The sequence below is a fragment of the Streptomyces sp. NPDC021225 genome (assembly GCF_044332865.1).
GTDB lineage: Bacteria > Actinomycetota > Actinomycetes > Streptomycetales > Streptomycetaceae > Streptomyces.
In genome coordinates this window covers 31,123-57,488 of sequence record NZ_JBIRPV010000004.1, presented here as the reverse complement: position 1 = coordinate 57,488, position 26,366 = coordinate 31,123, and the positions used below count along the sequence as shown (strand labels likewise).

Genomic DNA, 26,366 nt, shown 5'->3' with positions numbered 1-26,366 from the left:
AACCGCGATGACCGAACCACCCGCCTACCTTCGCGTGGCCCGGGATCTGCGCCGCCAGATCGAGGACGGCCTGCTGCCCGCCGGGGAGCGGCTGCCCTCCCGCGCCCGCCTCGCCGAGGAGTACGGCGTCGGACCCAATGTGGCGGTGGCCGCGGTGCGGGTGCTGATGGCCGAGGGCCTGGTCTACGGGCGCGCCGGCAGCGGGGTGTACGTACGCGAGCCCGCGGCGCTGCGGCGGATGGTGCGCTCCTGGCACGACGGGAGGCTCAGCGGCGCTCCGTATGTGCTGGACCTGCCGGACCATGGCGCGGGGCGGCGCGAGTGCACCTCCACCACGGTGGCCGCGCCGCCGGGGATCGCGGAGCGGCTGGGGCTCGCGGCGGGCGCGCAGGTGGTGCGCAGCGCGTATGTGTTCTGGACGGACAGCGCCCGCAGCATGGTCTCCACCAGCTGGGAGCCGCTGGAGCTGACCGGTGGGACGCCGGTCGTACTGCCGGAGGCGGGCCCGCTGGCCGGGCGGGGGGTCGTCGCGCGGATGGCGTATATCGGGATGCCGGTGGACCGGGCGGTGGAGGCGGTGGTGGCGCGCACGGCCTCGGCGGAGGAGGCCGGGCTGCTGGAGATCGCGGCCGGCTCGGTGGTCGAGGCCCTGGAGCGCACGTACTACAGCGGTGACCGGGCGGTGGAGACCGCCGACATCGTGGTCACGGCCGGGCGCTATCAGCTGGTGTACGAGTTTCCGGTCGCCCCCTGAGGGCCGGCGGTCGGTATTTCCTCCGAGCGGGTATTCACTGGAGAGAGCGGTGGATGGGCAGATGGCCAGATGAGCAGCCGATGCATACTTGAACATGTGAGTATCCAGGCGCTCTTCCGCCGCGGTCAGGTGGCGGCGCGCCTGCTCTCACGACCTCGGCCGGATGTATCCGGCCCGGATGTACCAGGCAGCGTGGGATGAACGACCATGAGGCGACCGGACACCACACGGGATCGGCCCGTCCGGTCGGCCGACCTCTTTGACGAGGCGGCCACGGCCCGAGCCACCATCGACGAGCGGGGCATCGTCACGGGGTGGAGCGAGGGGGCCCGCAGGCTCCTCGGCCACCCGAGCGCGGCGGTGGTGGGCAGGCCCGCCGCCCTGCTGCTCGCCGACGGGGCGGTCGCGGACCTGCCCGGTTCCCTGGAGCGGCTGGGCAGGTGGAGCGGGAAGCTGACGCTGCTCCGCCACGACGGCAGTGCGCTGCGGGTCGGCCTGCTGGCCCACCACAGGACGACGGCCGACGGCGGCGCCGAGTGGCTGGTGGTCTCCCCGCTGGGCCGTAGGGAGCCGGCCGCCGACGACGACGGGCTGATCAGGGCCGCGTTCACGCAGGGTCCTTGCACGACGGCGGTCTTCGACCAACGGCTGCTCCTGCGCTGGGCGAACGCGGACATGGAGCGCGTGGTCGGGCTCGGCCAGGACCGGATGCGCGGGCTGCGCATGTCGGAGATCGTGGCCGATGGGCGCGGCGCCGAGATCGAGCGGCAGATACGCGAGGCGCTGGAGACCGGCCGGCCGCAGCGGATGAGCCTGCTGCCGGCACCCGGCAAGGCGGCCTGGACGACCCTGCTGGCCCCGGTGCGCGGCGCCGACGGCCGGGTGCTGGGCGTGGTCCTGTCGGGACACGATGTCACCGTGCGGTACGAGGCGCAGCGGCGGCTGGCGCTGCTCAACGAGGCCGGCGTGCGGATCGGCACCACCCTGGACGTCGCGCGCACCGCGCAGGAGCTGACCGATGTGGCCGCCCCGGGCTTCGCGGACTTCGCGGTGGTGGATCTGCTCCCCTCGATCCACCCCGGTGGCGACGGGCCGCCCCCCGGTCCGGTGCCCGGCACCGTCGTACTGCGCCGCGTCGCCGCGCGGTCGGCGCTCGAAGGCAGGCCGGACGTGGTGATCGAGCTCGGGAAGCTGGCCGTCTACCCGGAGCAATCGCCCGCGGCCGAGTGCCTGGCCGCGGGGCGGGGGTTGCTGCTCGAGGTGACGCCCGAGGCCATCGCCCGGTGGGAGGAGGACGACCCCGCACGGGCCGCGCGGCTGCGTGAATTCGGCTTCCACTCCACGATCGCGGTCCCCCTGCGCGCCCGCGGGGCGACGCTGGGCGTCGCCGCCTTCGCCCGCCACCGGAGCCCGGAGCCGTTCGGGGAGGACGATCTGCTCTTCGCCGAGGAGATCACGGCCAGGGCCGCGGTGTGCATCGACAACGCCCACCGCTACACCCGCCAGCGCGAGGCCGCCCTGGCCCTTCAGCGCAGCCTGCTGCCGCGAAGCCTGCCGCGCCACGCCGCGGTCGAGACCGCCTTCCGCTATCTGCCGGCCGGGTCGCGGGCGGGGATCGGGGGCGACTGGTTCGATGTGATCCCGCTGTCCGGCGCCCGGGTGGCGCTGGTGGTGGGCGATGTGGTCGGCCACGGCGTCCAGGCGTCCGCCGCCATGGGCCGGCTGCGTACGGCGGTGCGCACGCTCGCCGATGTCGATCTGCCCCCGGACGAGCTGCTCACCCATCTCGACGACCTCGTCACCCGGGTGTCCGCCGAGGCGGGGGGCGAGCCGGGCGGCGATGTCACCGGGGTCACCGGCGCCACCTGCCTGTACGCGGTGTACGACCCGGTCTCGCGGCGCTGCTCGCTCGCCCGCGCCGGCCATCCACAGCCCGTGCTGACCCGGCCCGACGGCACCGCGGACTACCTGGACCTGCCCAGCGGGCCGCCGCTGGGCCTGGGCAGCCTGCCCTTCGAATCCCGCGAGGTGGAGCTGGCGGAGGGCAGCGTCCTGTCCCTCTACACCAACGGCCTGATCCAGGCCCCCGACCGCGATGTGGACGAGGCGGCGGAGGCGCTGCGCGCGCTGCTCACCCGGCCCGCCGAGTCCCTGGACGAGCTGTGCGGCACCGTGCTGGGCACGCTGGTCCCCGGCCGCCCCGCCGACGATGTGGCCCTGCTGATGGCCCGTACCCGGGCGCTGGACGCGAGCCAGGTGGCCACCTGGGATCTGCCCTCCGATCCGGCCGTGGTGGCCCGGGCCCGGAAGTACGCCACCGACCAGCTGCTGGCCTGGGGCCTGGACGAGGTGGTCTTCACCACCGAACTGGTGGTCAGCGAACTGGTCACCAACGCCATCCGGCACGCCCAAGGCCCCGTCCAGCTGCGCCTGATCCACGACCGCAGCCTCATCTGCGAGGTCTCCGACGGCAGCGACACCGCCCCGCATCTGCGCCGGGCGCGGGTGTTCGACGAGGGCGGCCGGGGGCTGCTGCTGGTGGCTCAGCTCACCCGGCGCTGGGGCACCCGGCACGGTCCCACCGGCAAGACGATCTGGGCCGAGCAGGGCCTGCCTGGTCCCTCCGAATGAGGTCGGCCCTTACGACCTGGGGGCGACAGGGATCGGCGTCGCGTCGCCGATCCCTGTCGCCCCCAGGTCGTTACAATCGCCAAGGAAACAAAGCCGGTTCGGCCGGGGCGCGTGGCACCCAAGGAACGGAAGGCCGCATCTCCATGCGAACTCAAGCCTCGCTCGGCGCCGGCCCGCTGGCCGGCCTGAGCCCCGCCGAATCGGCCCGGCTCATGGCCGTCATGCGCGAGGCCGCCCTGAGCCGGGGCCGGCTTCCGCTGCCCGCGCGCCCGGTGATCGGACAGTCCTGGGACCGCATGCTGCGGCTGGGCCTGGACCCGGAGCGCGGCAGCGCCCCGCGGCTGCTGGGCATCGAGGAGCTGGAGCGGCGCCGGCGCCAGACCCGGCTGGTCGAGGTGCTGCCCACCCTGCACACCGGTCTGCTGGAGGCGGCGGAGGCGGCGGGACACATCATGATCATCACCGATGCCGACGGCCGGGTGCTGTGGATCGACGGCCACCGCGGGGTGCGCAGACACGCCGACGGCATCGCGCTCACCGAGGGCGCCCACTGGGCCGAGGACGTCGCCGGCACCAGCGGCATCGGCACCGCGCTTGCCGTCCGGGCGCCCGTCCGGGTGCACTCCTCCGAGCACTTCGTACGCGCCTTCCACACCTGGAGCTGCGCCGCGGCCCCGGTCCACGACCCCCGGGACGGACGGCTGCTGGGCATCGTGGACATCAGCGGCCCGGCCGCCAGCGCCCACCCGACCGTGCTGTCCCTGGTCACCGCGACGGCCCGGTGGGCGGAGGGCGAACTGCGCCTGGCCCACAGCTGGGAGCTGGACCGGCTGCGCGCCGTCGCGGCCCCGGTGCTCGCGCGGATCCACGGCAAGGCGGCCGTGGTCGACCCGCACGGCTGGATCGCCGGGGTCACCGGCGTCACCCCGCGGGACCGCCGGCTGCTGCTGCCCAAGGCGCTGCACGACGGGCCGGTGTGGCTGCCCGCGCTCGGGGCGTGCACGGTGGAACCGCTGCCGGGCGGGCATCTGCTGCGGGTGCTCGGCTCCGAGCCCGGCGGTCCGGACGAGCCCGGCGGGGCGTACGGGCCGGGCGGCGCGGGCCGGCTGGTGCTGGACGTCCGCCGTCCGCACGAGTGGTCGCTGACCTTCTCGGGGCCCTCGGGCACCTGGACCCACCAGCTCAGCGCGCGCCACGCCGAGATGCTGCTGGTTCTCGCCGCGTCCCCCGAGGGGCGGACGGCGGCGCAGCTGGCCGACGACCTGTTCGGCGACCCGACGCGGACGGTGACCGTGCGCGCGGCCATGTCCCGGCTTCGCCGCAGCTTCGGGGCGGTGCTCGCGCACCGCCCCTACCGCATCGCCGACCGGCTCCACGTCGACGTACGTCACCCGGAACGCCTCCAGGACCTGCTCCCCTTCAGCGCCGCACCAGGAGTGGCGCGCCTCCGCGACGCCGATATCTAGCGTGTCGGGGGGCACCGCCCAGCGGTAGCCGGGGAGCTTGAGGACCGGGCTCCGGGCCGGATCAGCCGCGGCCGGCGACCTCCTCCGGACGGAGCACCGCCGCGAGCCGGTCCGCCGGCAGCAGCCCCTTCTCCAGGACCAGTTCGGCCACGCCACGCCCCGTGGCCAGCGCCTCCTGCGCGATCGTCGTGGCCGCGCTGTAGCCGATGTGCGGGTTGAGCGCGGTGACCAGGCCGATGGAGTTCTCGACCGTCGCCCGCAGGTGCTCGGCGTTCGCGGTGATGCCGGAGACACAGCGCTCGGCGAGCGTCAGGCAGGCCGCGCGCAGGTGCGTGATGCTCTCCGACAGGGAGTGCAGGATGATCGGCTCGAAGGCGTTGAGCTGGAGCTGCCCGGCCTCCGCGGCCATGGTGATGGTGACGTCGTTGCCGATCACCTCGAAGGCGACCTGGTTGACCACCTCGGGAATGACCGGGTTGACCTTGCCGGGCATGATGCTGGACCCGGCCTGGACCGGCGGCAGGTTGATCTCGTTCAGCCCGGCACGCGGGCCGGAGGAGAGCAGCCGCAGGTCGTTGCAGCTCTTGGAGAGCTTGACGGCGATGCGCTTGAGGACGCCGGACAGATGGACGAACGCGCCGCAGTCCTGCGTGGCCTCGACCAGGTTGGCGGCGGTGACCACGGGCAGGCCGGTGATGTCGGCGAGGTGGTGGCGCACGGCCTCGGCGTAGCCGGCGGGGGCGTTGAGGCCGGTGCCGATCGCGGTGGCGCCGAGGTTGATCTCGTGTACGAGGCTCTGGGCCTCCAGCAGCCGGCTCTGGTCCTCCTCCAGCATCACCGCGTACGCGGAGAACTCCTGGCCCAGGGTCATCGGCACCGCGTCCTGAAGCTGGGTGCGCCCCATCTTCAGGATGTCGCGGAACTCCTCGGCCTTGTCGGCGAACGCCTGGCGCAGGATCTCCATCGCGGCGAGCAGCCCCTGCACGGCGAGGATGGTGGAGACCTTGACCGCGGTCGGGTAGGCGTCGTTGGTGGACTGGCTGAGGTTGACGTCCTCGTTGGGGTGGATCTCGGTGTAGTCGCCCTTGGCGTGGCCGAGGAGCTCCAGCGCCCGGTTGGCTATCACCTCGTTGGCGTTCATGTTGGTCGAGGTCCCCGCGCCGCCCTGGATCACGTCGACCACGAACTGGTCGTGCAGCCGGCCTTCCCGGATCTCCTGGCAGGCGGCCGCGATGGCGTCGGCCTTGCGCGCCTCGAGCAGCCCGAGGTCCTGGTTGGCCCGGGCCGCGGCCTCCTTGACGGCGGCCAGCGCGCCGATCAGGTGCGGGTAGGCCGCGATGGTGGTGCCGGTGATGGGGAAGTTCTCGGTGGCGCGCAGGGTGTGGATGCCCCAGTACGCGTCGGCCGGCACGTCACGGTCGCCCAGGAGGTCGTGTTCTCGGCGAAAGCCGGTGGCAGTCATCGGTGTGCGGTGTCCCTTGGTGAGGCGGGGTGAGGGTTGAGGGTGGGGGGTGACGTGGGGCGGAGCAAGTCCACCGCGCGCAGGCTACCGACGGGCCGGCCGCCGCCGAGCACCGGGGCCTCGGCGAACTCGGCGAGCAGCCCGGGGTCGACGCCCAGGTGGGCGAGGGCGGCGGCGGTCACCGGCATCCGGGCGCGGTCCGCCCCGTCGGCGATCTTCACGGCGAGCGCCCGCCCGTCGGGCAGCGCGGCCACCTGGACGCCCTCGAAGCCGTCCTTGGCCACGAGGCCGGGCACCGCGCGCATCAGCCGGGCGACGTCCCGCCCGGTCCCGGCGACCATCTCGGGGTGCTCGCGCATGGCGGCCGCGACCCGGCCCTCGGGGGTGTCCGCCGGGGCGGCGGCGATCCGCGCGAGGGCGCGGGCCAGCCCGCGCGGCGAGACGGCGAACAGCGGGGCGCCGCATCCGTCGACCGTCACCTGGGCGACGCGCCGGCCGGTCAGGTCCTCGACGGTCTCGGCGATCAGCTGCTGGAGCGGGTGCGCCGGGTCGAGATAGCCCTCCAGGGGCCAGCCGCGCAGCTGGGCGGTGAGCAGCATCGCGGCGTGCTTGCCCGAGCAGTTCTGGGCGAGCCGGGAGGGGCCGTGCCCGGCGCGCAGCCACGCCTCGCGCTCGGGGGCGCCGTAGGGCAGGTCGGGGACGTTGCGCAGCAGGTCCTCGGAGATCGGGCCGTGCGCGAGGATGCGCCGGGCCCCGGCCAGGTGGCGCTGCTGGCCGGAGTGGCTGGCCGCGGTAAGCGCCAGCAGCTCGCCGTCCAGCGGCAGCCCGGCGCGCACCAGGGCGACGGCCTGGACGGGCTTGAGTGCCGAGCGGGGGTAGAACGCGACGTCGGGGTCGCCGGCCTGGAGGAGCACCTGGCCGTCGGCGGCCAGCACCACGGCCGACCCGTGGTGGACGCCTTCGATGAGCCCGCCGCGTATCACCTGGACGAGCGGCACATGGCGCGGCTCGCGGATCTCGGGCGCCTCGGCGGGCAGCGGACGGTGGCCGTCGGGATACGTGTGGGGGGAGGTGTTCACGGAGGAGGTGTTCAAGGGGAAGGCGTCCGGAGAGGTGTTCAGGGTGGTGGGGGTGTTGTCGCGGTCGGTCGCGGTCATCGCCGGCCGTTCACCCGGCCGCGTACGCCGAACCAGCCGAGGACCAGCGCCAGCACGATCGCGGGGAGCGCCATGACGGTCAGCCGGCTGGGTCCGCCGTCGGCCCACATCAGGACCAGGACGGAGGTGAGGAAGGCGATGGTGATGATCTCGGTGAACGGCGATCCGGGGAGCCGGTAGCCGGGTCGCCGGACCAGACCGGCCTTGGCCTTCCGCCAGAAGACCAGGTGGCACAGCATGATCATGGCCCAGGTGGAGAGGATGCCGATCGCCGCGAAGTTGAGCACGATCTCGAAGGCCTTGCTCGGCGCCGCGTAGTTCAGGACGACGCCCAGCACACAGAAGAAGGCGGTGAGCAGGATCCCGCCGTAGGGGACGTGGGTGCGGCTCATGACGCCGGTGAACCTGGGCGCGGAGCCGGACTTGGCCATCGAGCGCAGGATGCGGCCGGTGGAGTAGAGCCCGGAGTTGAGGCTGGACATCGCGGCGGTGAGCACGACCAGGTTCATCACCGCGCCCGCCGAGGGCACGCCGATGTTGGACAGCACGGTCACGAACGGGCTCTGGCCGTCCGCGTAGGAGGTGTACGGCATCAGCATGGAGAGCAGCACCACGGAGCCGACGTAGAAGAGGGCGACGCGCCACATGATGGAGTTGATCGCCTTGGGCATGATCTTCTCGGGGTTCTCGGTCTCCCCCGCCGCCACGCCGACCAGCTCCACGGACGCGTAGGCGAAGACGACACCCTGGACGACCAGGAGCATCGGGAGCACCCCGTGCGGGAAGACGCCACCGTGGTCGAAGATCATCCCGGGGCCGGGGGTGTTGCCGTCGATCGGGTGGCGGGTGACCAGCAGGAAGATGCCGATCGCCATGAAGGTGACGAGCGCGCCGACCTTGATGATCGCGAACCAGAACTCCATCTCGCCGAAGAACTTGACCGAGATGAGGTTCACCGCCAGCACGACGGCGAGCGCGATCAGGGCGATCACCCACTGCGGGATGTCGGTGAACATGCCCCAGTAGTGGGTGTAGGTCGCGACCGCCGTGATGTCGGCGATACCGGTGGTGGCCCAGTTCAGGAAGTACATCCAGCCGGCGACGAAGGCACCCTTCTCGCCGAGGAACTCACGGGCGTACGAGACGAAGGCGCCCGAGGAGGGGCGGTGCAGCACCAGCTCGCCCAGGGCCCGCACCACCAGGAAGGCGAAGACGCCGCAGACCGCGTAGGCGATGAACAGCGAGGGTCCGGCGTTGTGGAGCCGGCCTCCGGCTCCGAGGAAGAGCCCGGTGCCGATGGCGCCACCGATGGCGATCATGTTGACGTGCCGGGCCTTGAGGGACTTGCTGTACCCGGCGTCCCCCGCGTCGACATGCGCGGGGGACTGCGTCTTCGGGTGGGGCTCTTGACGGCGTTCATCCTGCCGGAGGGACTGCTCGCTCACTCCTGCTGGCCTTCCATTGGGGATTGCATGACTCCTGTCGCGCGCCCGGCCTCGGGGCCTGGTCGCACGATGGAGGTGAGGGTTGTTTCGACACGCTGGAGGTGATGTGACATCGCCGCCGTCGCGTCGGGCTCCGAACCGTCGGACAGCGCCTCGACGATCGCCCGGTGTTCCCGGTTCGCCTGCTCCCGCCGGCCACCGAGCTCGTTGAGGAACGCGGACTGCCGTGCCAGGGCGTCGCGGATCTCCTCGATCACCTTGCGGAATACAGGATTCCGGGCTGCCTGGGCAATGGTCAGATGGAAAAGTGTGTCCATCGCCACCCAGGCGGTGGTGTCGGTCTCCCGCTCCATCCGCTCCAGCAGATGGCTCAGGTGGTCCAGGTCCTCGGCGGTGCGGCGGACGGCCGCGTACCCGGCGACCGGGATCTCGATGTGCCGACGCACCTCGAGCAGGTCGCTCGCCGTGTAGTCGCCGAAGGTGGGGTCCTCCACCGGGCCGTTCGAGATGACGAACGTACCCTTGCCGGTACGCGAGGCGGTGAGCCCCATCGTCTGAAGGGCCCGGAGCGCCTCCCGGAGCACCGGTCGGCTCACCTCCAGCCGGCGGCAGAGTTCCGCCTCGGACGGAAGCTTGTCCCCGACCGCGTATTCACCCTGCTCAATGGCGCGGCGAAGGTGCGCGAGCACCGCTTCCATGGCGCTCACACGGCGAGGGACTGACGGGGCTGCCGGGACCTGGCCTGTCTGGCTGTCTGACAAGTTCACGGGCAGATATTCGGCTGGCCACGGAAGCGTTGTCAATAGTTCCGCAACAAAGAGCACCCGACTCCACGGAATGTGCCTTTTGTCCGGCTTATGCTCTATGTGGAGTTTCTTGGCGCGATCCCCGCCGCCCGGGAGGCTCCGGCCGAGGGCACGAGCGACAGGTGCGTGATCAGCCATGACGCAGCAGCTGACGAAGGCGCGTATCACGGCCGTCGACACGCACGACATCCGTTTCCCCACCTCGCGGTGGGGCTGGGGCTCGGACGCCATGAACCCCGACCCCGACTACTCGGCCGCCTATGTGACCATCCGCACCGACGCCCCGGACGGGCTGGAGGGCCACGGCCTCTGCTTCACCATCGGCCGGGGCAACGAAGTGGCGGTCGCGGCGATCGACGCCCTGCGCCCCCACCTGGCCGGGACGGAGCTCGACGAAACCCCGGCCGGCCTGGACGCCCGCTACCGCGCACTGGCGGGCGACAGCCAGCTGCGCTGGCTGGGCCCGGAGAAGGGCGTCACCCACATGGCCCTCGGCGCCGTGGTGAACGCCCTGTGGGACCTGTACGCCAAGCGGCGGGGGAAGCCGCTGTGGAAGCTGCTGGCCGACCTCACCCCCGAGGAGCTGGTGGCCGTCGCGGACCTCCGCTACCTCGCCGACGCGCTGCCCCCCGACGAGGCGCTGCTGATCCTGCGCCGCGCGGAGCCCGGCAGGGCGGAGCGCGAGGCCCGGCTGCGCGCCGAGGGCTATCCGGCCTACGCCTCCTCCCCCGGCTGGCTCGGCAACTCCGACGCCCACGTCGCCTCAGCCGCCCGCCGGGCCGTCGCCGACGGCTTCACCCAGATCAAGCTGAAGGTCGGGGCCGATCTGGAGGACGACATCCGGCGCTGCCGGATCGCCCGCGAGGCGGTCGGCCCCGGGGTGCGGATCGCCCTGGACGCCAATCAGCGGTGGGAGCTGGGCGAGGCGGTCGAGTGGACCCGCGCGCTGGCCGGGTTCGACCCGTACTGGATCGAGGAGCCCACCTCCCCCGACGAGATCCTGGGCCTCGCCGCGATCCGGCGCGCCGTTGCACCTGTGAAGGTTGCCGCGGGTGAGCACACGGCCAACCGGGTGGTCTTCAAACAGCTCCTTCAGGCGCAGGCCCTGGACGTCGTCCAGCTGGACGCCTGCCGCGTCGGCGGGATCCCGGAACTGCTGTCGATCCTGCTGCTCGCCGCGGATTTCGGGGTTCCGGTGTGCCCGCACGCGGGCGGCGTCGGGCTCTGTGAGCTGGTGCGTCACCTGGCCGCCTTCGACTATGTGGCGGTCTCCGGCAGGCTCGCGGACCGGACCGTCGAATACGTCGACCATTTGCACGAGCACTTCACCGATCCCGCGGTGATCGCCCGGGGGCGGTACACGGCCCCCTCCGTCCCCGGGTTCAGCTCCACCCTGCGGCCCGAGTCGCTGCGCGCGTACGCCTACCCGGACGGCGCGATCTGGAGAACGGCATGAGCGCCACGCGTCACCGCGCGGCCGCCGTCGCCACGGTCCTCGCCCTGGCCCTGGGGCCGGCCGCCGCGGGCTGTGGCGGGCGGCCGGCCGGTGGTCGGGGCGGCGGCCGGGTCGGTGTGGTCGTCCCGTTCCTGACCTCGCCGTTCTGGCAGGCGTACAACCAGGACATCCCCCGGCAGGCCGCGGCCCAGGGCGTCCGTGTGCTCCCCACCGTGAACTCCAACGGCGACGCGGGCCAACAGATCACCGACGTCCAGACGCTGCTGTCCGAGGGCGTCAAGGGCCTGGTCGTCTCGCCCATCGACTCCGCCGCCATCGTCCCGGGCCTGCGGGCCGCCCAGCGCGCACACGTCCCGGTGGTCGCGGTCGACGTGGCCCCGCGGAGCGGCAAGGTGGCGATGGTGGTCAGGGCCGACAACCGGGCGTACGGCCGCAAGGCCTGCCAGGTCCTCGGCCGGGCCGTGAAGACCGGCAAGGTGGTGCAGATCCAGGGCGATCTGGCCTCGGTCAACGGCCGGGACCGCACGTCCTCCTTCTCCGGGTGCATGGCGCGGCACTACCCGGCGATCAAGGTGCTGAACATCCCCGCCCGGTGGCAGGCGGACAAGGCCGCGGCCGGCCTTGAGGCCCTGTACACCGCCAACCCCGGCATCAAGGGCATCTATCTCCAGGCCGGCGGGGTGTATCTGGCGCCCACCCTGCGGACCCTCCAGCGCCACAACGCGCTGGTCCGCGCGGGCAGCCCCCGCCACATCACCATCGTGTCGAACGACGGCATCCCGCAGGAGCTGACCGCGATCCGCCGGGGTTTCATCGACGCCACCGTCTCCCAGCCCGCCGACCTGTACGCGAAGTACGCCATGTACTACATCAAGCGGGCGATGGCCGGAAAGACCTTCCACACCGGCCGCACCGACCACGGCAGCACCGTCGTCGAGCTGCCCGGGGGCATCCTCCAGGACCAGCTCCCCGCGCCGCTGGTGACCCGGCACAACGTCGACGACCCGGCGCTGTGGGGCAACCGCCGATGAACACCGCCCGGCCGCCGCTCGTCGAGGCCCTCGGGATCACCAAGCGGTACGGGCCCACGGTGGCCCTGCTGGACGCGGGGATCGCCGTCGCGGGAGGCGAGTCGCACGCCCTGGTCGGCCGGAACGGGGCGGGCAAGTCGACGCTGGTGTCGGTCCTCACCGGGCTGACGAGGCCGGAGCGCGGCACCGTGCGCTACGACGGCGAGCCCGCGCCCGCCGTCGCCGACCGGGCGGCCTGGCGCCGCCGGGTGGCCTGCGTCTACCAGCGGTCGACGACCATCGGCGAGCTGTCGGTGGCGGAGAACCTGTTCCTGGGGCGTCAGCCGGTCACCCCGCGCGCCCGGATGATCAGCCGGCGGCGGATGCGGCGGGAGGCCCGAGCGCTCCTGGACGAGTGGGGCGTGCCGGTGGACGAGACAGCCCGGGCCGGCGGGCTGAGCGTCGAGGAGACCAAGCTGGTGGAGATCGCGCGTGCGCTCTCGCTCGGCACCCGCTTCATCGTCCTGGACGAGCCGACGGCCCAGCTGGACAGCCGGGCGACCGGCCGGCTCTTCGCCCATATGCGGCGGCTCCAGGAGGCCGGGGTCACCTTCCTCTACATCTCCCACCACCTGCGGGAGGTGTACGAGGTCTGCCAGGCCGTCACCGTCCTCCGCGACGCCCGCCGGATCGTCACCGCGCCGGTCGGCGCGATGTCCCCGGGAAAGCTGATCGAGGCGATGACGGGCGAGCGCGGCGGTCTGCCGGTCCCCCACACCGCACCACCGCGGCCCACACAGCCCGCCCCCGCCGCCGTACGCCTGGACCACCTCAGCAGTCCGAGCTTCCACGACGTCTCCCTGACCGTCGGGGCCGGTGAGGTGGTGGGCCTGGCCGGGCTGGCCGGCTCCGGCAGCCATCAGCTGGGGGCCGCGGTGGCCGGTCTGCACCGGACCTCCGGCGGCCGCGTTTGGATCTTCGGCCGCCCGCTGCGCACCGGGAGCGTGCCCGCGGCCCTGGCCGCCGGGGTCGGCTGTCTGCCGCGCGACCGGCATCACGAGGGGCTGGTCCCGCAGCTGTCGGTGGCCGAGAACATCACCCTGCCGATCGGCGGACGGCTCGGCCCGCTGGGCCTGATCAGGTCCGGGGCGCGGGACGCCGTGGCCCGGCGGGCGATCGCAGGCCTCGGCATCGGCACCCGGGGGCCCGCCCAGCCGATCGGCGCGCTGTCCGGCGGCAATCAGCAGAAGGTGGTCCTGGCGCGCGCCCTGGCCACCGACCCCAGGGTGCTGGTGCTCATCGACCCGACGGCCGGGGTGGACGTACGGGCCGAGCGCACCCTGCTGACGGCGGCGCTCCGGGCCGGGGCCGAGGGGCGTGCGGTGCTGATCGTCTCCGACCAGCTCGAGGACCTGCGCGTCTGCGACCGCGTCCTGGTCATGTTCAACGGCTTCGTCTCGGCCGAGTACCCGGCGGGCTGGCGGGACGGTGAACTGCTCGCCGCCGTCGAGGGGGTGACGGCCGGCCATGGGTGACCCGGCCGCTTCACAGCCCGGACCGGCCGCTTCCCCACCCGGCCCGGCCCGCCGCGCCGCGCTGTTCCGGGTCCGCGACCTCGCGCTGCTGCCCGCGGTGGTGCTGCTGCTGGTGATCGGCGCGCTGACCAACGACACCTTCCTGGAGCGGGAGAACCTGATCAACATCCTGGGCGCCTCCTCGGCGCTCGGGCTGCTGGTGCTCGCCGAGGCGATGATCCTGATCAGCGGCCGGATGGATCTGTCCCTGGAGTCCATCGCGGGCCTGGCGCCCGCGCTCGGCTTCCTGGTCGTGATCCCCGCCGCCTCCGGCGGCTTCGGCACCCGCTGGCCGACGTGGCTGGGTCTGCTGATCATCCCCGTGGCCGGGGCGGTGGTCGGCGCGGTCAACGCCGCCCTGATCGTGGGGCTCGGGCTCAACGGCTTCATCGTCACGCTCGCCATGAACATCGTGCTGCGCGGGGTCCTGATCGGCGTGGTCTCGGGCAAGACGCTGTTCGACGCCCCGCCCGCGTTCTTCGCTCTGGGCTCCGAGAACTGGCTGGGCCTGCCGCTCTGTGTCTGGGTGAGCGCCGGGTGCTTCGCCGTGGCCGGATTCTGCCTGCGCTACCACCGCTTCGGCCGCGCGGTGTACGCGGTCGGCGGCAACGCCCCGGCCGCCCGCGCGGCGGGCATCCGCGTGGCGCGGGTGGGCTGGTCGGTGCTGGTGGTCGGCGGGGCGCTGTCGGCCGTCGCGGGACTGGTCATCGCCGGACGGGTCGGCGCGGTCGACGCCAACCAGGGCAGCGGCATGATCTTCACCGTCTTCGCGGCCGCGGTGATCGGCGGGATCAGCCTCCGGGGCGGCCGCGGCTCCCTGCTCGGCGCCCTGCTGGGCACGCTGCTGCTGGGGATGCTGGAGAACCTGCTCACCCTCGCCCAGGTGTCGTCGTTCTGGATTGAGGCGATCTACGGCGGCATCATCCTGCTCGCTCTGATCGTCGCCAGGCTCACCACCGGCGAGGCACAGGAGTCATAGTATTAAGGGAAATCTCTCCGCAGATGGGACGGGCGATGACCAGCCCCGAGGGAATCGTTCCAACCGAAGCGCACGTCCCGTTCGACATGGCCGACGCGGCGACCGCGGTGGTCGACGCGGCGGGCACCGTAGTCGGGTGGACCGCCGCCACGGAGCGCCTCCTCGGCTACCCGGCGGCCGAGGTGCTGAACGAGCCTGCCGCGAAGCTGATGGCGGCGCCCGAGGATGCACAGAACGCGCTGAGCATCGTGGAGCAGTGCCGCGACCAGGGCAGTTGGGGCGGTCTGGTGACGCTGCGGCACCGCTCGGGGCACCCGGTCGAGGTCGGCCTGCGGGTCTCGGGGATCGAAGGGCTCTCCGGGACGTCCGAGTGGAGCGGCAGCGGGTGCTGGCTGGTCTCCGCGATCGATCTGTCCAAGATCCCCTCATGGGCGCTGAGCGGATCGCTGCTGGAGGCGTTTCTCGTCCGCTCGCCGATCGGCATGGCCGTCCTCAGCCCGGACCTGCGGTACGTATGGATGAACGACATGCTGGAGCGCTACGGCGGGGTGCCGCGCGATCAGCGGCTGGGCCGCCGGATGGCGGAGTCCCTGCCCGGCCTGGACACGGACGCGCTCGAACGGCAGATGCGCAAGGTGCTGGAGACCGGCAAGCCGGTGATCGACTACGAGTACCGGGGCTGGACCATGGCCGATCCGTATCGCGAGCACGCGTACTCGACCTCGTTCTTCCGGCTCGACAACTCCGACGGCCACCCGGTGGGCGTGTGCTACATGGGCATGGACGTGACCGACCGGTGGCGGGCGCGCGAGCGCCTGGCGCTGCTGAACGAGGCCGGGGCGCACATCGGCAGCACCCTGGACGTCATGCGGACCTCCCAGGAGGTGGCCGACTTCGCGGTGCCGCGGCTGGCCGACTTCGTGACCGTCGACCTGCTGGAGTCGGTGGTGCGCGGCGAGGAGCCGGTGCCCCCGGCGCAGCGGACGCTTCCCGCGTTCCGGCGGGCCGGACAGACCTCCATCCACGAGGGCACCCCCGAGTCCGTCGCCGCGCCCGGGGAGCCCGTCACCATCTCCCCCGACTCGCCCTTCGCGTCCTGCTTCTTCTCCGGACGGGCCCTGCTGGACCCGGTGATGGACGTCGCCGTCACCGCGTGGACCGGCGACGACCCGGACCGGGCCCGGAAGGTCCGCGAGTTCGGGATGCGCTCCCTGATGGTCGTGCCGATCCGCGCGCGCGGCACCATCCTGGGCGTGGCGTCGTTCGTCCGCTCCCGCCACCCGGACCCGTTCGAGGAGGACGACCTGCTGCTGGCCGAGGAGCTGGTCGCGCGGGCCGCGCTGTGCGTGGACAACGCCCGCCGCTACACCCGCGAGCACACCGCGGCCCTGGCCCTCCAGCGGAGCCTGATGCCGCACAACCTGCCCGACAGCCCGGTCCTGGAAGTGGCGTCGCGCTATCTGCCGACCGACATCCGCAACGGCGTGGGCGGCGACTGGTTCGATGTGATCCCGCTGTCCGGGGCCCGGGTGGCCCTGGCCATCGGCGATGTGGTCGGCCACGGCATCAACGCCGCGGCCAGCATGGGCCGGCTGCGTACCGCGGTGCACACGCTCGCGGACATGGATCTGCCGCCCGAGGAGCTGCTGGCCCACCTCGACGACCTGATCATGCGGCTCGGCGAGGAACGGGTGGGCGAGGAGAACATCGCCGCCGCGCTGCTGGGCGCCACCTTCCTGTACGCGATCTACGACCCGGTCACCCGGCGGTGCACCATGGCCCGGGCCGGGCACCCGGCGCCCGCGGTCGTCGCCCCGGACGGCGAGGTCACCTTCCTCAGCCTGCCCGCCGGGCCGCCGCTGGGCCTGGGGTCGCTGCCCTTCGAGTCCGCGGAGCTGGAGCTGCCCGAGGGCAGTCTGATCGCCCTCTACACCGACGGCCTGATCGAGACCTGCGACCAGGACATCGATGTTGGCCTGGCCCGCCTGAGCAACGCGCTCGCCCAGCCCGGGCTGCCCCTGGAGGACCTCTGCTCCACGGTGGTCGACGCCCTGCTGACCCGCCCGCCGTCCGACGACGTCGCCCTGCTGCTGGCCCGTACGCACTCGCTGCGCCCCGGCCATGTCGCCTCCTGGGACCTGCCCACCGACCCGGCCGTGGTCGCCAGCGCGCGCTCCCTGGCGGTCCGCCAGCTCGCCGGGTGGGGGCTGGAGGAGCTGATGCCCACCACGGAGCTGATCGTCAGCGAGCTGGTCACCAACGCCATCCGCCACGGCACCGGCCCCATCCGGCTGCGCCTGATCCGGCACGACGTGCTGATCTGCGAGGTCGCCGACGCCAGCAACACCTCGCCGCGGCTGCGCCACGCCCGCACCACCGACGAGGGCGGCCGCGGGCTGTTCCTCGTCGCCCAGCTGACCCGCCGCTGGGGCACCCGCTACACCGAGGGCGGCAAGCTCATCTGGGCCGAGCAGGACCTTCCGGCTCCGTCATGAGGCGCACCCCGGCGCACCCGCGCCCTGTTCCTGATCGTGTCCCTGTCCCACACTGGGCCTCGGGCCCTGGCGGGTCGGACACCGGGAGGGGGGACGGCGTGCGGAAGTCGTCCGGCCGCGGCGGCCGGTGGCGAAGCCGGTCGCAGTGCCGGTGGCGCTCCGGGCTCGCCTCCCGGTGGATCCGCGGCGCCGTGCTGCTGCTCGCGGGGGCGCTGCCCGCGCTGGCGTTCCCCGAGCCGTCGCTGTGGTGGCTGGCGTACGGGGCCCTGGTGCCGTGGATCCTGCTGGCCCGCTCGGCCCCCACCGGTCGGCGGGCGGCCCTGGACGGCTGGCTGGGCGGGACGGGCTTCCTGCTCGCGGTGCACCACTGGCTGATGCCGAGCCTGCATGTGTTCATCGTGGTGCTCGCGGCGCTGCTCGGGCTGTTGTGGCTGCCCTGGGGCTGGCTGACGTACCGGCTGCTGCACGGTCGGCCGGGTCCGGGCCGGGCGGCCGCGGCCCTGGTGCTGCTGCCCGCGGCGTGGCTGCTGGCGGAGCTGGTGCGGTCCTGGCAGTACCTGGGCGGGCCGTGGGGTCTGCTCGGCGCCAGCCAGTGGCAGGTGCCGCCGGCGCTGCGGCTGGCCTCGGTGGGCGGGGTGTGGCTGCTCAGCTTCCTGATCGTGCTGGTCAACGTCTCGTTCGCGCTGCTGGTCGCGGTGGCCGGGGCGCGCCGGGTGGCGCTGGCCGGGCTCACGGCGTGCGCCGCGGTGGCCGCCGGGGTGTGGAGCTGGGCGCCGGTGCCCAGGCCGGCCGGCACGGTGCGGATCGCCGTGGTGCAGCCGGGGGTGATCAACGTCCCCGGGCCGCGCTTCGACCGCAGCGAGCAGCTGACCCGGCGGCTGGCGGGCCGCCACCTCGACCTCGTCGTCTGGGGCGAGAGCAGCGTGGGCCAGGACCTGGCCGCGCGCCCGGACCTGAGCCGGCGGCTGGCCGCGCTGTCCCGGAAGGTCGGCGCCGACCTGCTGGTCAACGTGGACGCGCGGCGCAGCGACCAGCCGGGGATCTACAAGAGCTCGGTGCTGATAGGGCCGCACGGCCCCACCAATCAGCGGTACGACAAGATGCGGCTGGTGCCGTTCGGCGAGTACATCCCGGCCCGTTCGGTGCTGGGCTGGGTCACCTCGGTGGGCAAGGCGGCGCCCGAGGACCGCAGGCGGGGCATGGAGCAGGTGGTGATGCGGCTCCCGGACGGGCTGCGGATCGGGCCGCTGGTCTGCTTCGAGTCGGCGTTCCCCGACATGAGCCGCAATCTGGCGCGGGACGGGGCGCAGGTGCTGGTCGTGCAGTCCGCGACCTCCACCTTCCAGCACAGCTGGGCGCCCGCGCAGCACGCCTCGCTGGCCGCGCTGCGCTCCGCGGAGACCTGGCGGCCGATGGTGCACGCGACCCTGTCCGGGGTGAGCGCGGTCTTCGGGCCGCGCGGCGAGCCGGTGGGCGGCCGGATGGGCACCGACACCAGCGCGGCCATGGTCTACGAGGTGCCGCTGGCCCGGGGCACCAGCCCGTATGTGCACACCGGACCGTGGATCGTGTACGGCTCGCTGGGCGCGCTCGCGGGCTTCGGCGCGGTGGAGGGCGCGGGCGCGCTCAGGCGCCGTCGGGGCTCCGGTTCTCCGACGCGTCCTTGACGACCCGTAGCTGTGCGCTGCGCCCGTCCTCACCCGCCCAGCCGCAGCGCGAGCCGGTGGATGGCGGCGCGCACGCCGACGCCGTACGGGCCGTCACCGGCCCCCCGGGCGCTGGCCCGCGCCAGGGCGAGCTGTCCGCGGGCCGCCTCCCGCCGGCCGAGCTTGGCGTAGTCGGCCGCGAGGTTGAGGTGAAGGCTGGGGTAGAAGGCGCGCACCCGCGTGGCGGTGGGGCGGCCGTCCGCGCCGGCGATCCGGTCGGCCGCGGCGAGCGCCAGCAGGTCCCACATCAGCTCGTCGGCCGGGTCGTCCTGGGTGTCGGCGATGTAGTGGGCGAGTGCGCAGCGGTGGAAGGGGTCGCCGCCGACCCCACCGTCGTGGAGTTCTCGCCACAGCTCGGCCAGGCGGTTGCGCGCCTCCTCCCGGTCGCCGCCGCGGTGCAGCATCACGGCCTGGCCGATCCTGGTCGGCACCGCGTCGTCCTCGGGCGCCTCGCGCCGTGCTCCCGCCATCGCGGCCTCCCGCCGTTCCGACCCTCCCCTCGAAACTAACCATGGCCGGCGCCGATCGAGGGCAGCGCGCTCGGGCGCTCAGCCCGACGGGGCGTAGCGCTGGGCCAGTTCGGTGACGGTGCGGGCGACCGCCTCGCGCAGCTCGGGCGGGCCGAGTACATCGGCCTCCGCGCCCAGCCACAGCACGTCGTGGGTCGCGACGGGCAGCGACTCCACGGGCAGCACCACCCGCACCCGGCCGTCCGCGTCGGGCGGGCCCGCGGCGGCGGCCGCGGCCTCTCCGGCCGCGCCGAACCTCATCGGAAGCAGCCGCAGTCCGCGCGGGGTGAGCAGCAGTTCCGCCTCACCCTGGAAGCGCATCTCCTCCAGCCGCCGGGACGACTCCTCCCAGTAGGCGGCCAGGTCGAACCCGGTGGGCCGCTCGAAGGTCTCCTCCAGGACCTCGGCGGCCAGCATCCGTGACACGCGATAGGTGCGGACGCCCTCCGCCCCCTCTGCGCTCTCCACGCGTGCCACCAGGTACCAGATGCCGCCCTTGAGGACGAGGCCCAGCGGATGGAGGTCCCGCCGCACCTCGCCGCGCCAGCGGCGGTAGTGCACGCGCAGCACGCTCGGCCGCCACACCGCCTCGGCGACCGCGCCGAGGTGGGGCACCTCCTCGGCGTCGCGGAACCAGCCGGGCGCGTCCAGGTGGAAGCGCTCCTGGATGCGCCGGGACCGCTCCCCCAGCTCTGCCGGGAGCGCGGCCCGCAGTTTGAGCTGGGCGGTGGCCAGGTCGGCGCCCAGGCCCAGCTGGGTGGCCGGGCCGGGCATCCCGGCCAGGGAGAGGGAGTCGGCCTCGTCGCCGGTGAGCCCGGTCAGCCGGGTGCGGTAGCCGTCGAGCAGCCGGTAGCCGCCGGCCGGGCCGCGGTCGGCGTAGACCGGGATGCCGGACGCGCCGAGCGCGTCGATGTCCCGGTAGACCGTACGGACCGACACCTCCAGCTCCGCGGCAAGCTCCGGCGCGGTCATCCGGCCCCGGTTCTGGAGCAGCAGGAGCAGTGAGAGCAGGCGGTCGGCGCGCATGGCTCCCATTGTGCCGCCGTACCTGACAAAAGATGTCAGGTACGGCGGGCAACGTACTCCTCGGCCCGCGCGGCACGGATCGCGCGGAGCCCCCGGAACCCTTGGAAGGACACCGCATGACCACGCACGCCACCGGCACCTTCGCCTTTGCCAACTGGGACGAGAACACCGTCGGCGAGGCCGGTGACGGCACGAAGCTGGCCCGCGCCACGGTCACCAACAGCTACTCGGGGACCTTGGAGGCGGAGCGCACCACCTGCGAGTACGCGATCACCTACTTCACCGACAAGACGGGCGTCTGCACCGGCTACGAGCTGGTGACCGGCACCCTCGACGGGCGCACCGGCAGCTTCGTCTTCGTACAGCACGGCACCTTCGGCGAGGACGGCAAGATCCACTGCTCGCTCGAGGTGGTGCCCGGCTCCGGCACCGGCGAGCTGGCCGGGCTCACCGGCAAGGGCGGCTTCGTGGCCATGACCGGCCAGTCCACCACCCCGTACAGCTTCGAGTACGACCTGGGCTGATGCCGGTCATCCCGTGAATGCCGTGAACGCCGTGAATCCCGTGCGGACGGTCACCCGGCCTGGGCGCCCAGGTTCGGGATCCGCCAGTCGATGGGCGCGTGCCCCTGCGCCTTGACCGCCTCGTCGATCTGGGTGAAGGGGCGCGAGCCGAAGAACTTCTTGGCCGACAGCGGCGAGGGGTGCGCGCCCTTGACCACGGCGTGCCGCTCCTCGTCGATCAGCGGCAGCTTCTTCTGCGCGTAGTTCCCCCACAGCACGAAGACGGCCGGGTCGGGGCGGGAGGCCACTGCGCGGATCACCGCGTCGGTGAACTTCTCCCACCCCTTGCTCTTGTGGGAGTTGGCCTCGCCGGCCCGGACCGTCAGCACCGCGTTGAGCAGCAGCACGCCCTGCCGGGCCCACGGCATCAGATAGCCGTTGTCCGGGATCGGGTGGCCGAGCTCCGCCTGCATCTCCTTGTAGATGTTCCGCAGCGACGGCGGGGTCCTGACGCCGGGGCGCACGGAGAAGCACAGCCCGTGCCCCTGGCCCTCGCCGTGGTACGGGTCCTGCCCGAGGACCAACACCTTGACCTGGTCGTACGGGGTCGCCTCCAGCGCGGCGAAGACCTCGTCGCGCGGCGGGTAGACGGGACCCCTGGCCCGCTCCTCCTCGACGAACTCGGTGAGCTCCTTGAAGTAGGGCTTGTCCAGCTCCTCGCCGAGGACGCCGCGCCAGGACTCGGGCAGCATGTGGGTCACGTCAACAACCTCCGGTGTTCGTTCTCTTGACGTGCCCCAGAACCTACCGGCGACCACCGACAACGGCTCAGGCGGCGTCCAGCTTCGCCCGCAGCCCGGGGTCGAGTTCCAGGTCGACGGCGCCCAGCGCCTCCTCCAGCTGGGCCACGGAGCTCACCCCCAGCACCGGGATCACCGGCTTCTCGGCCCCGATGAGCCAGGCCAGCACCACCTGGTTCGGGGTCGCGCCGGTCTCCTTGGCGACCTCGCGCAGCGCGCTCAGCCGCCGCTCGGTCCCCGGGTGGTCGTACTGCTCCAGGATGCGCTTGTCGTCGCGGGTGTACGCGCCGTGGATCAGCGAGCCGTACGCCAGCAGCGTCATGTCCTCCTGGGTGCCGATGTACTCGACGAGGTCGATGCCCGCAAAGCCCTGGGTGCCGAAGTCGGCCCCGGGCCGCGGTCGGAGGTAGGTGTAGCGCTGCTGGACGCAAGCGTAGCGGGCCAGGCCGTGGTCGGCGGCGTACTGCCGGGCGGTCGCCACCGCCCAGGAGGCGTGGTTGCTGCATCCGAGGACCCCGACGGAGCCCTCCGCGACGAGCTCGGCGAACGCGCCGACGGTCTCCGCCATCGGCACCGTGCGGTCCTCGATGTGCGCGTAGTACAGGTCGACGCGGTCGGTGCCAAGACGTCGCAGGCTGTCCTCGACGCCGGAGCGCACCGTGCCCGCGCCCAGCCCCTGCCAGTTGGCCGGCCACTCGCTCCCCCGCGCGGGGTCGGGCCGGGCGCCGACCTTGGTGGCGACGACGGTGGTCTCCCGCCGGCCGCGGCTGCGCAGCCAGCGGCCGAGCAGTTCCTCGCTCTCGTTCCCCGTGCCGCCCGGCGCCCAGATCGAGTAGTTGTTGGCGGTGTCGACGAACGTCCCGCCCGCCTCGGCGAACCGGTCGAGCACCGCGAAGGACGTCTTCTCGTCGACGGTGCTGCCGAACGGGAGAATGCCCAGGCACAGGGCGCTCACCTCGGGCCCGGTACCGCCCGCCAGAGTCAGATGGCGCATCGTACGCATCTCTCCTCACACAGAAGTCAGCAGAAGTCTCAGGTGCCGGACCCGGTCGGATCCGACACCTGAGACTGTGCTCCTTGGAGTGCGCGCCAACGCAAGCCCTCAGCCGACTCCGGCGTTGAGGAATATGCCGCCGTCGACGACGAGCGTCTGCCCGGTCATCCAGGCCGCCTGGTCGGAGGTGAGGAACGCGGCCACGCCGCCGATGTCCTCGGGCACGCCGAGGCGCCCCAGCGGGTACGCGGCGGCGGCCTCCTCCTCGCGCCCCTCGTACAGCGCCGCGGCGAACTTGGTCTTCACCACGGCCGGGGCGATGGCGTTGACCCGCACCCCGGGCGCGAACTCGTGGGCGAGCTGCGCGGTGAGGTTGATCATGGCGGCCTTGCTCACGCCGTACGCCGCTATGAAGGGCGAGGTCGACAGGCCGGCGACCGAGGCTATGTTGACGATCGCCCCGCCGTTGTCCTTCTGCCACGCCTTCCAGACCCGCTGGGCGAGGCCGAGCGCCGAGACGACGTTCGTCTCGAAGACCTTGCGCAGCACGCCCAGGTCGAGATCGGCGATCGGCCCGAAGACCGGATTGGTGCCGGCGTTGTTGACGAGGAAGTCCAGCCGCCCGAAGGCCTCCATCGCCCGCTCGACGGCCACCGCCTGGTGCGCCTCGTCATGGGCCTTGCCGGCCACGCCGATCACCCGGTCGGCACCGAGCCGCTCGACGGCCTCCTTGAGGGCGTCCTCGTTGCGCCCGGTGATACACACCCGGTCGCCGCGTGCCACCAGGGCCTCGGCGATGGCGTAGCCGATGCCGCGGCTGGCGCCCGTGACGAGCGCGGCGCGGCCGCTGTCGGAAGTTCCCGCAGTCATGTGGTCGGTGTCTCCCGTCAGTTGAGCGGGCCGCCGGCCACGTACATGATCTGGCCGGAGACGAACCCGGCCGCGTCACCGGCGAAGAAGGCGATGGCGTTGGCGATGTCGTCGGGCTGTCCGACCCGGCGCACCGGGATCTGGCTCGCGGCGGCCTCCTGGAAGTCCTCGAAGCCCATGCCGACGCGCTCGGCCGTGGCGGCGGTCATGTCGGTGGCGATGAAGCCGGGTGCCACGGCGTTGGCGGTGACGCCGAACTTGCCGAGTTCGATGGCCAGGGTCTTGGTGAAGCCCTGGAGCCCGGCCTTGGCGGCGGAGTAGTTGACCTGTCCGCGGTTGCCGAGCGCCGAGCTGCTGGAGAGGTTGACGATCCGGCCGAACGCCGCGTCCACCATGTACTTCTGGCAGGCGCGCGACATCAGGAAGGCGCCCCGCAGATGGACGCCGATGACGGTGTCCCAGTCGCTGTCGCTCATCTTGAACAGCAGGTTGTCGCGGAGCACGCCCGCGTTGTTGACAAGGATCACCGGCGCGCCGAGCTCTTCGGCGACACGCCCGACCGCGGTTTCCACCTGGGCCGCGTCGGACACATCGCAGCCCACGGCGATGGCCGTGCCGCCCGCCTCGGTGATCTTCTTCACGGTGTCCGCGCAGGACGCCTCGTCAAGGTCGAGCACGGCGACGGCGCGGCCCTCCCGCGCCAGGCGCACGGCGGTGGCCGCGCCGATGCCGCGGGCGGCGCCCGTCACGATGGCGACGCGCTGCTCGGTGGTGGACATGCGGGTTCTCCTCGCCTCGGTGGGGGCTCACCGCCCGGACGACGAGGGCGATGAGCGACCGCTTAGTCTCTCCAGCAGACGAGACGCTAGAAGCCCCACTACGCCATGTCAACGACCCACTGAGGGGCGTCAGCGCACCAGCAGCTCCAGCAGGCGCCCGGTCTCCGCCTCGGCGTCACTGGTCAGGCCGGTGTGCACCGGGCCCGGCTGGACGACCGTGGAACGCGGGGCGACCAGCCAGCGGAAGCGGCGCCCCGCGTCGTCGACCGCGGCCTGCCCGGCCCGCTCCCCGCCGCAGCACACGTTCTCCACGGCCGCGAGGGCCGCCCGTACGCCCGCCACGTCCGCGTCGGGGTCGAGCGCGAGCAGCCGGGCCTCGTCCAGGTGGGTACGGGCCGCCACGAAGGACTGGGCGCGGCAGTACACCACGACGCCCGCGTTGATCTGCTCGCCGCGCTCGACCCTCGGAACCACGCGCAGCAGCGCGTACTCGAAGACCTCGCGGCCGTCTGTCCGCCCGCTCACTTCGACGCCTTTCCCTCGACCCAGATCCGCAGCCACTCCGGGGCCCGGGACGGCTTGTCCCCCTCCGGCGGCCGCTGCTCGCCGAGGGTGATCCGGTCGCTGATCGTAGCGGCGCGCTCCAGCAGCAGTTCGACATACCGGCGGCGCACCGCGTCCGGGCCGTCGAAGCCGGGCTCGTCGACCAGCCACTCGTCGGGGACGTCGGCCGCGACCTCGGTCAGCAGCTCCTCGGTGATCCGCGGCGCCAGCGCCTCGGCGGCGGCCGTGAGATCGGGGCCGAAGGACGCCAGGACGTGGTCGGAGGCGTCGTACGGCTTGGCGGCCACCGCCTCGGCGCCGCGCCAGCTGTGGTGCCAGATCATGGTGGCGCCGTGGTCGATGAGCCACAGCCGGCCGTGCCAGACCAGCATGTTCGGGTTGCGCCAGGACCTGTCGACGTTGCCGATCAGCGCGTCGAACCACACCACGTGCCCGGCCTCCTCGGGGCCCACCCCGAAGGCCAGCGGGTCGAAGCCGAGCGAGCCGGGGAGGTAGTCCATGCCGAGGTTGAGCCCACCGCTGGCCTTGAGCAGGTCCTGGACCTCCTCGTCCGGCTCGCCCAGGCCGATCACCGGGTCCAGCTGGATCCGCACCAGGTCCGGGACGCGGAGCCCGAGCCGGCGGCCCAGCTGTCCGCAGATGACCTCGGCGACCAGGGTCTTGCGGCCCTGCCCGGCGCCGATGAACTTCATGACGTACGTGCCGAGGTCGTCGGCCTCGACGATGCCGGGCAGCGATCCGCCCTCACGCAGCGGTGTGACATACCGGGTGGCGGTGACTTCAGGGAGCATTCGCCCAGCTTATTGAGGTGCGCAAGCGCCTTACGCGGCGGCTCGACACCACGGCTGAACGCTGCGGGCGCCGCGCACGTATGGTCTTGGCAAACGTACCCTCATCAGGAGGCACCACCATGGCGGAACCGGCAACCACCGGGCGCGGCACCACCCGCCGCGCCGTTCTCACCGCGTGTGGCGCGGCCGGGCTGGCCGCCGCGCTCGCGGCGTGCGGCGGCGGCGACTCGAGCTCCGCGGACTCGTCGAAGACCAGCGGATCCGGCTCCTCGGACCAGACCGGCGGGGGCGGCGGCATGGAGCTGGCGAAGACCTCCGACATCCCCGAGGGCGGCGGAAAGGTCTTCAAGGAACACAAGGTCGTGGTGACCCAGCCCGAGGCCGGCGAGTTCAAGGCGTTCTCCTCCGTGTGCCCGCACGCGGGAAACCCGGTCGGGGACGTCTCCGGCGGCACCATCAACTGTCCGTTCCACAACAGCAAGTTCAACATCGCCGACGGCAGCGTGAAGAGCGGCCCGTCGACCAAGCCGCTGCCCCCCGCGCAGATCAAGGTGGAGGGCGACACCATCTCGATGGCCTGAGGCGCCGT

The 26,366-nt window shown here is 72.9% G+C and carries 23 protein-coding genes; 11 read left to right on the top strand and 12 right to left on the bottom strand.

Annotation, left to right across the window (positions count from 1 at the left end; all coding sequences use genetic code 11):
• The first annotated feature begins 7 nt into the window (after nt 1-7).
• The 3 genes from ACH4S9_RS18855 to ACH4S9_RS18845 all read left to right on the top strand — a co-directional run bounded on the left by ACH4S9_RS18855 (nt 8) and on the right by ACH4S9_RS18845 (nt 4,851).
• Nucleotides 8-754: a GntR family transcriptional regulator gene (locus tag ACH4S9_RS18855; protein ID WP_311729556.1), complete on the top strand. Its 747-nt coding sequence runs from the start codon at nt 8-10 to the stop codon at nt 752-754.
• Between the two features lie 207 nt (nt 755-961).
• A complete protein-coding gene (locus tag ACH4S9_RS18850) occupies nt 962-3,385 on the top strand; it encodes a SpoIIE family protein phosphatase (RefSeq protein WP_398373101.1) in 2,424 nt (807 codons plus the stop codon).
• Between the two features lie 143 nt (nt 3,386-3,528).
• Nucleotides 3,529-4,851: a GAF domain-containing protein gene (locus ACH4S9_RS18845; protein ID WP_398373099.1), complete on the top strand. Its 1,323-nt coding sequence runs from the start codon at nt 3,529-3,531 to the stop codon at nt 4,849-4,851.
• 61 nt (nt 4,852-4,912) lie between these two features.
• On the opposite strand, the gene aspA is transcribed toward ACH4S9_RS18845, so the two are convergent.
• The 4 genes from aspA to ACH4S9_RS18825 are packed head-to-tail and all read right to left on the bottom strand — an operon-like array spanning nt 4,913 to nt 9,682.
• Nucleotides 4,913-6,313, bottom strand: coding sequence for an aspartate ammonia-lyase (gene aspA, locus ACH4S9_RS18840; protein WP_311729559.1), 1,401 nt, complete (start codon nt 6,311-6,313; stop codon nt 4,913-4,915).
• A complete protein-coding gene (locus ACH4S9_RS18835) occupies nt 6,310-7,470 on the bottom strand; it encodes an asparaginase (protein WP_311729560.1) in 1,161 nt (386 codons plus the stop codon). The genes aspA and ACH4S9_RS18835 overlap by 4 nt, the downstream gene beginning before the upstream one ends.
• A complete protein-coding gene (locus ACH4S9_RS18830) occupies nt 7,467-8,915 on the bottom strand; it encodes an amino acid permease (RefSeq protein ID WP_398373096.1) in 1,449 nt (482 codons plus the stop codon). The genes ACH4S9_RS18835 and ACH4S9_RS18830 overlap by 4 nt, the downstream gene beginning before the upstream one ends.
• A complete protein-coding gene (locus tag ACH4S9_RS18825) occupies nt 8,912-9,682 on the bottom strand; it encodes a FadR/GntR family transcriptional regulator (RefSeq protein WP_358848530.1) in 771 nt (256 codons plus the stop codon). Before ACH4S9_RS18825 ends, ACH4S9_RS18830 begins: the two co-directional genes overlap by 4 nt.
• A 175-nt stretch (nt 9,683-9,857) precedes the next feature.
• Here ACH4S9_RS18825 and ACH4S9_RS18820 point away from each other — a divergent pair, with 175 nt between their 5' ends.
• Genes ACH4S9_RS18820 through lnt form a run of 6 tightly spaced genes read left to right on the top strand, consistent with a single transcriptional unit; the run spans nt 9,858 to nt 18,902 of the window.
• A complete protein-coding gene (locus ACH4S9_RS18820; RefSeq protein WP_398373094.1) occupies nt 9,858-11,177 on the top strand; it encodes an enolase C-terminal domain-like protein in 1,320 nt (439 codons plus the stop codon).
• The gene (locus tag ACH4S9_RS18815; RefSeq protein ID WP_398373092.1) at nt 11,174-12,208 is read left to right on the top strand and encodes a sugar ABC transporter substrate-binding protein; all 1,035 of its coding nucleotides are present in this window, start codon (nt 11,174-11,176) and stop codon (nt 12,206-12,208) included. Before ACH4S9_RS18820 ends, ACH4S9_RS18815 begins: the two co-directional genes overlap by 4 nt.
• Nucleotides 12,205-13,722 carry a sugar ABC transporter ATP-binding protein gene (locus ACH4S9_RS18810; protein ID WP_398373090.1) on the top strand — a complete coding sequence of 506 codons (1,518 nt, stop codon included), beginning with the start codon at nt 12,205-12,207 and terminating at the stop codon, nt 13,720-13,722. The genes ACH4S9_RS18815 and ACH4S9_RS18810 overlap by 4 nt, the downstream gene beginning before the upstream one ends.
• Complete coding sequence (locus ACH4S9_RS18805; RefSeq protein ID WP_398373088.1) at nt 13,715-14,740, top strand: ABC transporter permease; 1,026 nt, start codon at nt 13,715-13,717, stop codon at nt 14,738-14,740. The genes ACH4S9_RS18810 and ACH4S9_RS18805 overlap by 8 nt, the downstream gene beginning before the upstream one ends.
• Nucleotides 14,741-14,775: 35 nt before the next feature.
• Nucleotides 14,776-17,235: a SpoIIE family protein phosphatase gene (locus ACH4S9_RS18800; protein ID WP_311729566.1), complete on the top strand. Its 2,460-nt coding sequence runs from the start codon at nt 14,776-14,778 to the stop codon at nt 17,233-17,235.
• Nucleotides 17,232-18,902: an apolipoprotein N-acyltransferase gene (lnt, locus tag ACH4S9_RS18795; protein ID WP_398373086.1), complete on the top strand. Its 1,671-nt coding sequence runs from the start codon at nt 17,232-17,234 to the stop codon at nt 18,900-18,902. The genes ACH4S9_RS18800 and lnt overlap by 4 nt, the downstream gene beginning before the upstream one ends.
• A gap of 29 nt (nt 18,903-18,931) precedes the next feature.
• Here lnt and ACH4S9_RS18790 read toward each other — a convergent pair whose 3' ends face one another.
• Together ACH4S9_RS18790 and ACH4S9_RS18785 are read right to left on the bottom strand one after the other, a co-directional pair.
• Complete coding sequence (locus tag ACH4S9_RS18790) at nt 18,932-19,411, bottom strand: hypothetical protein (protein WP_311729568.1); 480 nt, start codon at nt 19,409-19,411, stop codon at nt 18,932-18,934.
• A 78-nt stretch (nt 19,412-19,489) separates the two neighbouring features.
• On the bottom strand, nt 19,490-20,485 hold the full coding sequence (locus ACH4S9_RS18785) for a WYL domain-containing protein (RefSeq protein ID WP_311729569.1): 996 nt from the start codon (nt 20,483-20,485) through the stop codon (nt 19,490-19,492).
• Nucleotides 20,486-20,592: 107 nt separating this feature from the next.
• Here ACH4S9_RS18785 and ACH4S9_RS18780 point away from each other — a divergent pair, with 107 nt between their 5' ends.
• Nucleotides 20,593-21,000, top strand: a complete 408-nt coding sequence (locus tag ACH4S9_RS18780) for a DUF3224 domain-containing protein (protein ID WP_398373083.1) — start codon at nt 20,593-20,595, stop codon at nt 20,998-21,000.
• Nucleotides 21,001-21,050: 50 nt separating this feature from the next.
• Here the strand turns inward: ACH4S9_RS18780 and ung are convergent, their stop codons facing one another.
• From ung to ACH4S9_RS18750, 6 genes are all read right to left on the bottom strand, one after another.
• Entirely contained in the window at nt 21,051-21,731 is a 681-nt protein-coding gene (gene ung, locus ACH4S9_RS18775) for a uracil-DNA glycosylase (protein WP_311729610.1), read from the bottom strand.
• Nucleotides 21,732-21,807: 76 nt separating this feature from the next.
• On the bottom strand, nt 21,808-22,773 hold the full coding sequence (locus tag ACH4S9_RS18770; protein ID WP_311729571.1) for an aldo/keto reductase: 966 nt from the start codon (nt 22,771-22,773) through the stop codon (nt 21,808-21,810).
• 108 nt (nt 22,774-22,881) lie between these two features.
• The gene (locus ACH4S9_RS18765) at nt 22,882-23,643 is read right to left on the bottom strand and encodes an SDR family oxidoreductase (RefSeq protein ID WP_398373080.1); all 762 of its coding nucleotides are present in this window, start codon (nt 23,641-23,643) and stop codon (nt 22,882-22,884) included.
• A gap of 17 nt (nt 23,644-23,660) precedes the next feature.
• A complete protein-coding gene (gene fabG, locus ACH4S9_RS18760) occupies nt 23,661-24,422 on the bottom strand; it encodes a 3-oxoacyl-ACP reductase FabG (RefSeq protein WP_358848516.1) in 762 nt (253 codons plus the stop codon).
• Between the two features lie 129 nt (nt 24,423-24,551).
• Nucleotides 24,552-24,947 (bottom strand): DUF3037 domain-containing protein, encoded by a 396-nt coding sequence (locus tag ACH4S9_RS18755; protein WP_398373078.1) that lies wholly within the window; start codon nt 24,945-24,947, stop codon nt 24,552-24,554.
• Nucleotides 24,944-25,777 (bottom strand): HipA family kinase, encoded by an 834-nt coding sequence (locus ACH4S9_RS18750; RefSeq protein ID WP_311729575.1) that lies wholly within the window; start codon nt 25,775-25,777, stop codon nt 24,944-24,946. The genes ACH4S9_RS18755 and ACH4S9_RS18750 overlap by 4 nt, the downstream gene beginning before the upstream one ends.
• A gap of 119 nt (nt 25,778-25,896) precedes the next feature.
• Here ACH4S9_RS18750 and ACH4S9_RS18745 point away from each other — a divergent pair, with 119 nt between their 5' ends.
• Nucleotides 25,897-26,358 (top strand): Rieske (2Fe-2S) protein, encoded by a 462-nt coding sequence (locus ACH4S9_RS18745; RefSeq protein WP_311729576.1) that lies wholly within the window; start codon nt 25,897-25,899, stop codon nt 26,356-26,358.
• Nucleotides 26,359-26,366: the final 8 nt, after the last annotated feature.

What these genes read in the sequence shown, in the direction of transcription:
- ACH4S9_RS18790 (WP_311729568.1), bottom strand. Translation starts at nt 19,411, where the DNA reads ATGGCGGGAGCACGGCGCGAGGCGCCCGAGGACGACGCGGTGCCGACC.
- ACH4S9_RS18850 (WP_398373101.1), top strand. Translation starts at nt 962, where the DNA reads ATGAGGCGACCGGACACCACACGGGATCGGCCCGTCCGGTCGGCCGAC.
- ACH4S9_RS18780 (WP_398373083.1), top strand. Translation starts at nt 20,593, where the DNA reads ATGACCACGCACGCCACCGGCACCTTCGCCTTTGCCAACTGGGACGAG.
- ACH4S9_RS18800 (WP_311729566.1), top strand. Translation starts at nt 14,776, where the DNA reads ATGACCAGCCCCGAGGGAATCGTTCCAACCGAAGCGCACGTCCCGTTC.
- ACH4S9_RS18750 (WP_311729575.1), bottom strand. Translation starts at nt 25,777, where the DNA reads ATGCTCCCTGAAGTCACCGCCACCCGGTATGTCACACCGCTGCGTGAG.
- aspA (WP_311729559.1), bottom strand. Translation starts at nt 6,313, where the DNA reads ATGACTGCCACCGGCTTTCGCCGAGAACACGACCTCCTGGGCGACCGT.
- ACH4S9_RS18855 (WP_311729556.1), top strand. Translation starts at nt 8, where the DNA reads ATGACCGAACCACCCGCCTACCTTCGCGTGGCCCGGGATCTGCGCCGC.
- ACH4S9_RS18745 (WP_311729576.1), top strand. Translation starts at nt 25,897, where the DNA reads ATGGCGGAACCGGCAACCACCGGGCGCGGCACCACCCGCCGCGCCGTT.
- ACH4S9_RS18770 (WP_311729571.1), bottom strand. Translation starts at nt 22,773, where the DNA reads ATGCGCCATCTGACTCTGGCGGGCGGTACCGGGCCCGAGGTGAGCGCC.
- ung (WP_311729610.1), bottom strand. Translation starts at nt 21,731, where the DNA reads ATGCTGCCCGAGTCCTGGCGCGGCGTCCTCGGCGAGGAGCTGGACAAG.
- ACH4S9_RS18810 (WP_398373090.1), top strand. Translation starts at nt 12,205, where the DNA reads ATGAACACCGCCCGGCCGCCGCTCGTCGAGGCCCTCGGGATCACCAAG.
- lnt (WP_398373086.1), top strand. Translation starts at nt 17,232, where the DNA reads ATGAGGCGCACCCCGGCGCACCCGCGCCCTGTTCCTGATCGTGTCCCT.
- ACH4S9_RS18815 (WP_398373092.1), top strand. Translation starts at nt 11,174, where the DNA reads ATGAGCGCCACGCGTCACCGCGCGGCCGCCGTCGCCACGGTCCTCGCC.
- ACH4S9_RS18785 (WP_311729569.1), bottom strand. Translation starts at nt 20,485, where the DNA reads ATGGGAGCCATGCGCGCCGACCGCCTGCTCTCACTGCTCCTGCTGCTC.
- ACH4S9_RS18845 (WP_398373099.1), top strand. Translation starts at nt 3,529, where the DNA reads ATGCGAACTCAAGCCTCGCTCGGCGCCGGCCCGCTGGCCGGCCTGAGC.
- ACH4S9_RS18805 (WP_398373088.1), top strand. Translation starts at nt 13,715, where the DNA reads ATGGGTGACCCGGCCGCTTCACAGCCCGGACCGGCCGCTTCCCCACCC.
- ACH4S9_RS18765 (WP_398373080.1), bottom strand. Translation starts at nt 23,643, where the DNA reads ATGACTGCGGGAACTTCCGACAGCGGCCGCGCCGCGCTCGTCACGGGC.
- fabG (WP_358848516.1), bottom strand. Translation starts at nt 24,422, where the DNA reads ATGTCCACCACCGAGCAGCGCGTCGCCATCGTGACGGGCGCCGCCCGC.
- ACH4S9_RS18820 (WP_398373094.1), top strand. Translation starts at nt 9,858, where the DNA reads ATGACGCAGCAGCTGACGAAGGCGCGTATCACGGCCGTCGACACGCAC.
- ACH4S9_RS18835 (WP_311729560.1), bottom strand. Translation starts at nt 7,470, where the DNA reads ATGACCGCGACCGACCGCGACAACACCCCCACCACCCTGAACACCTCT.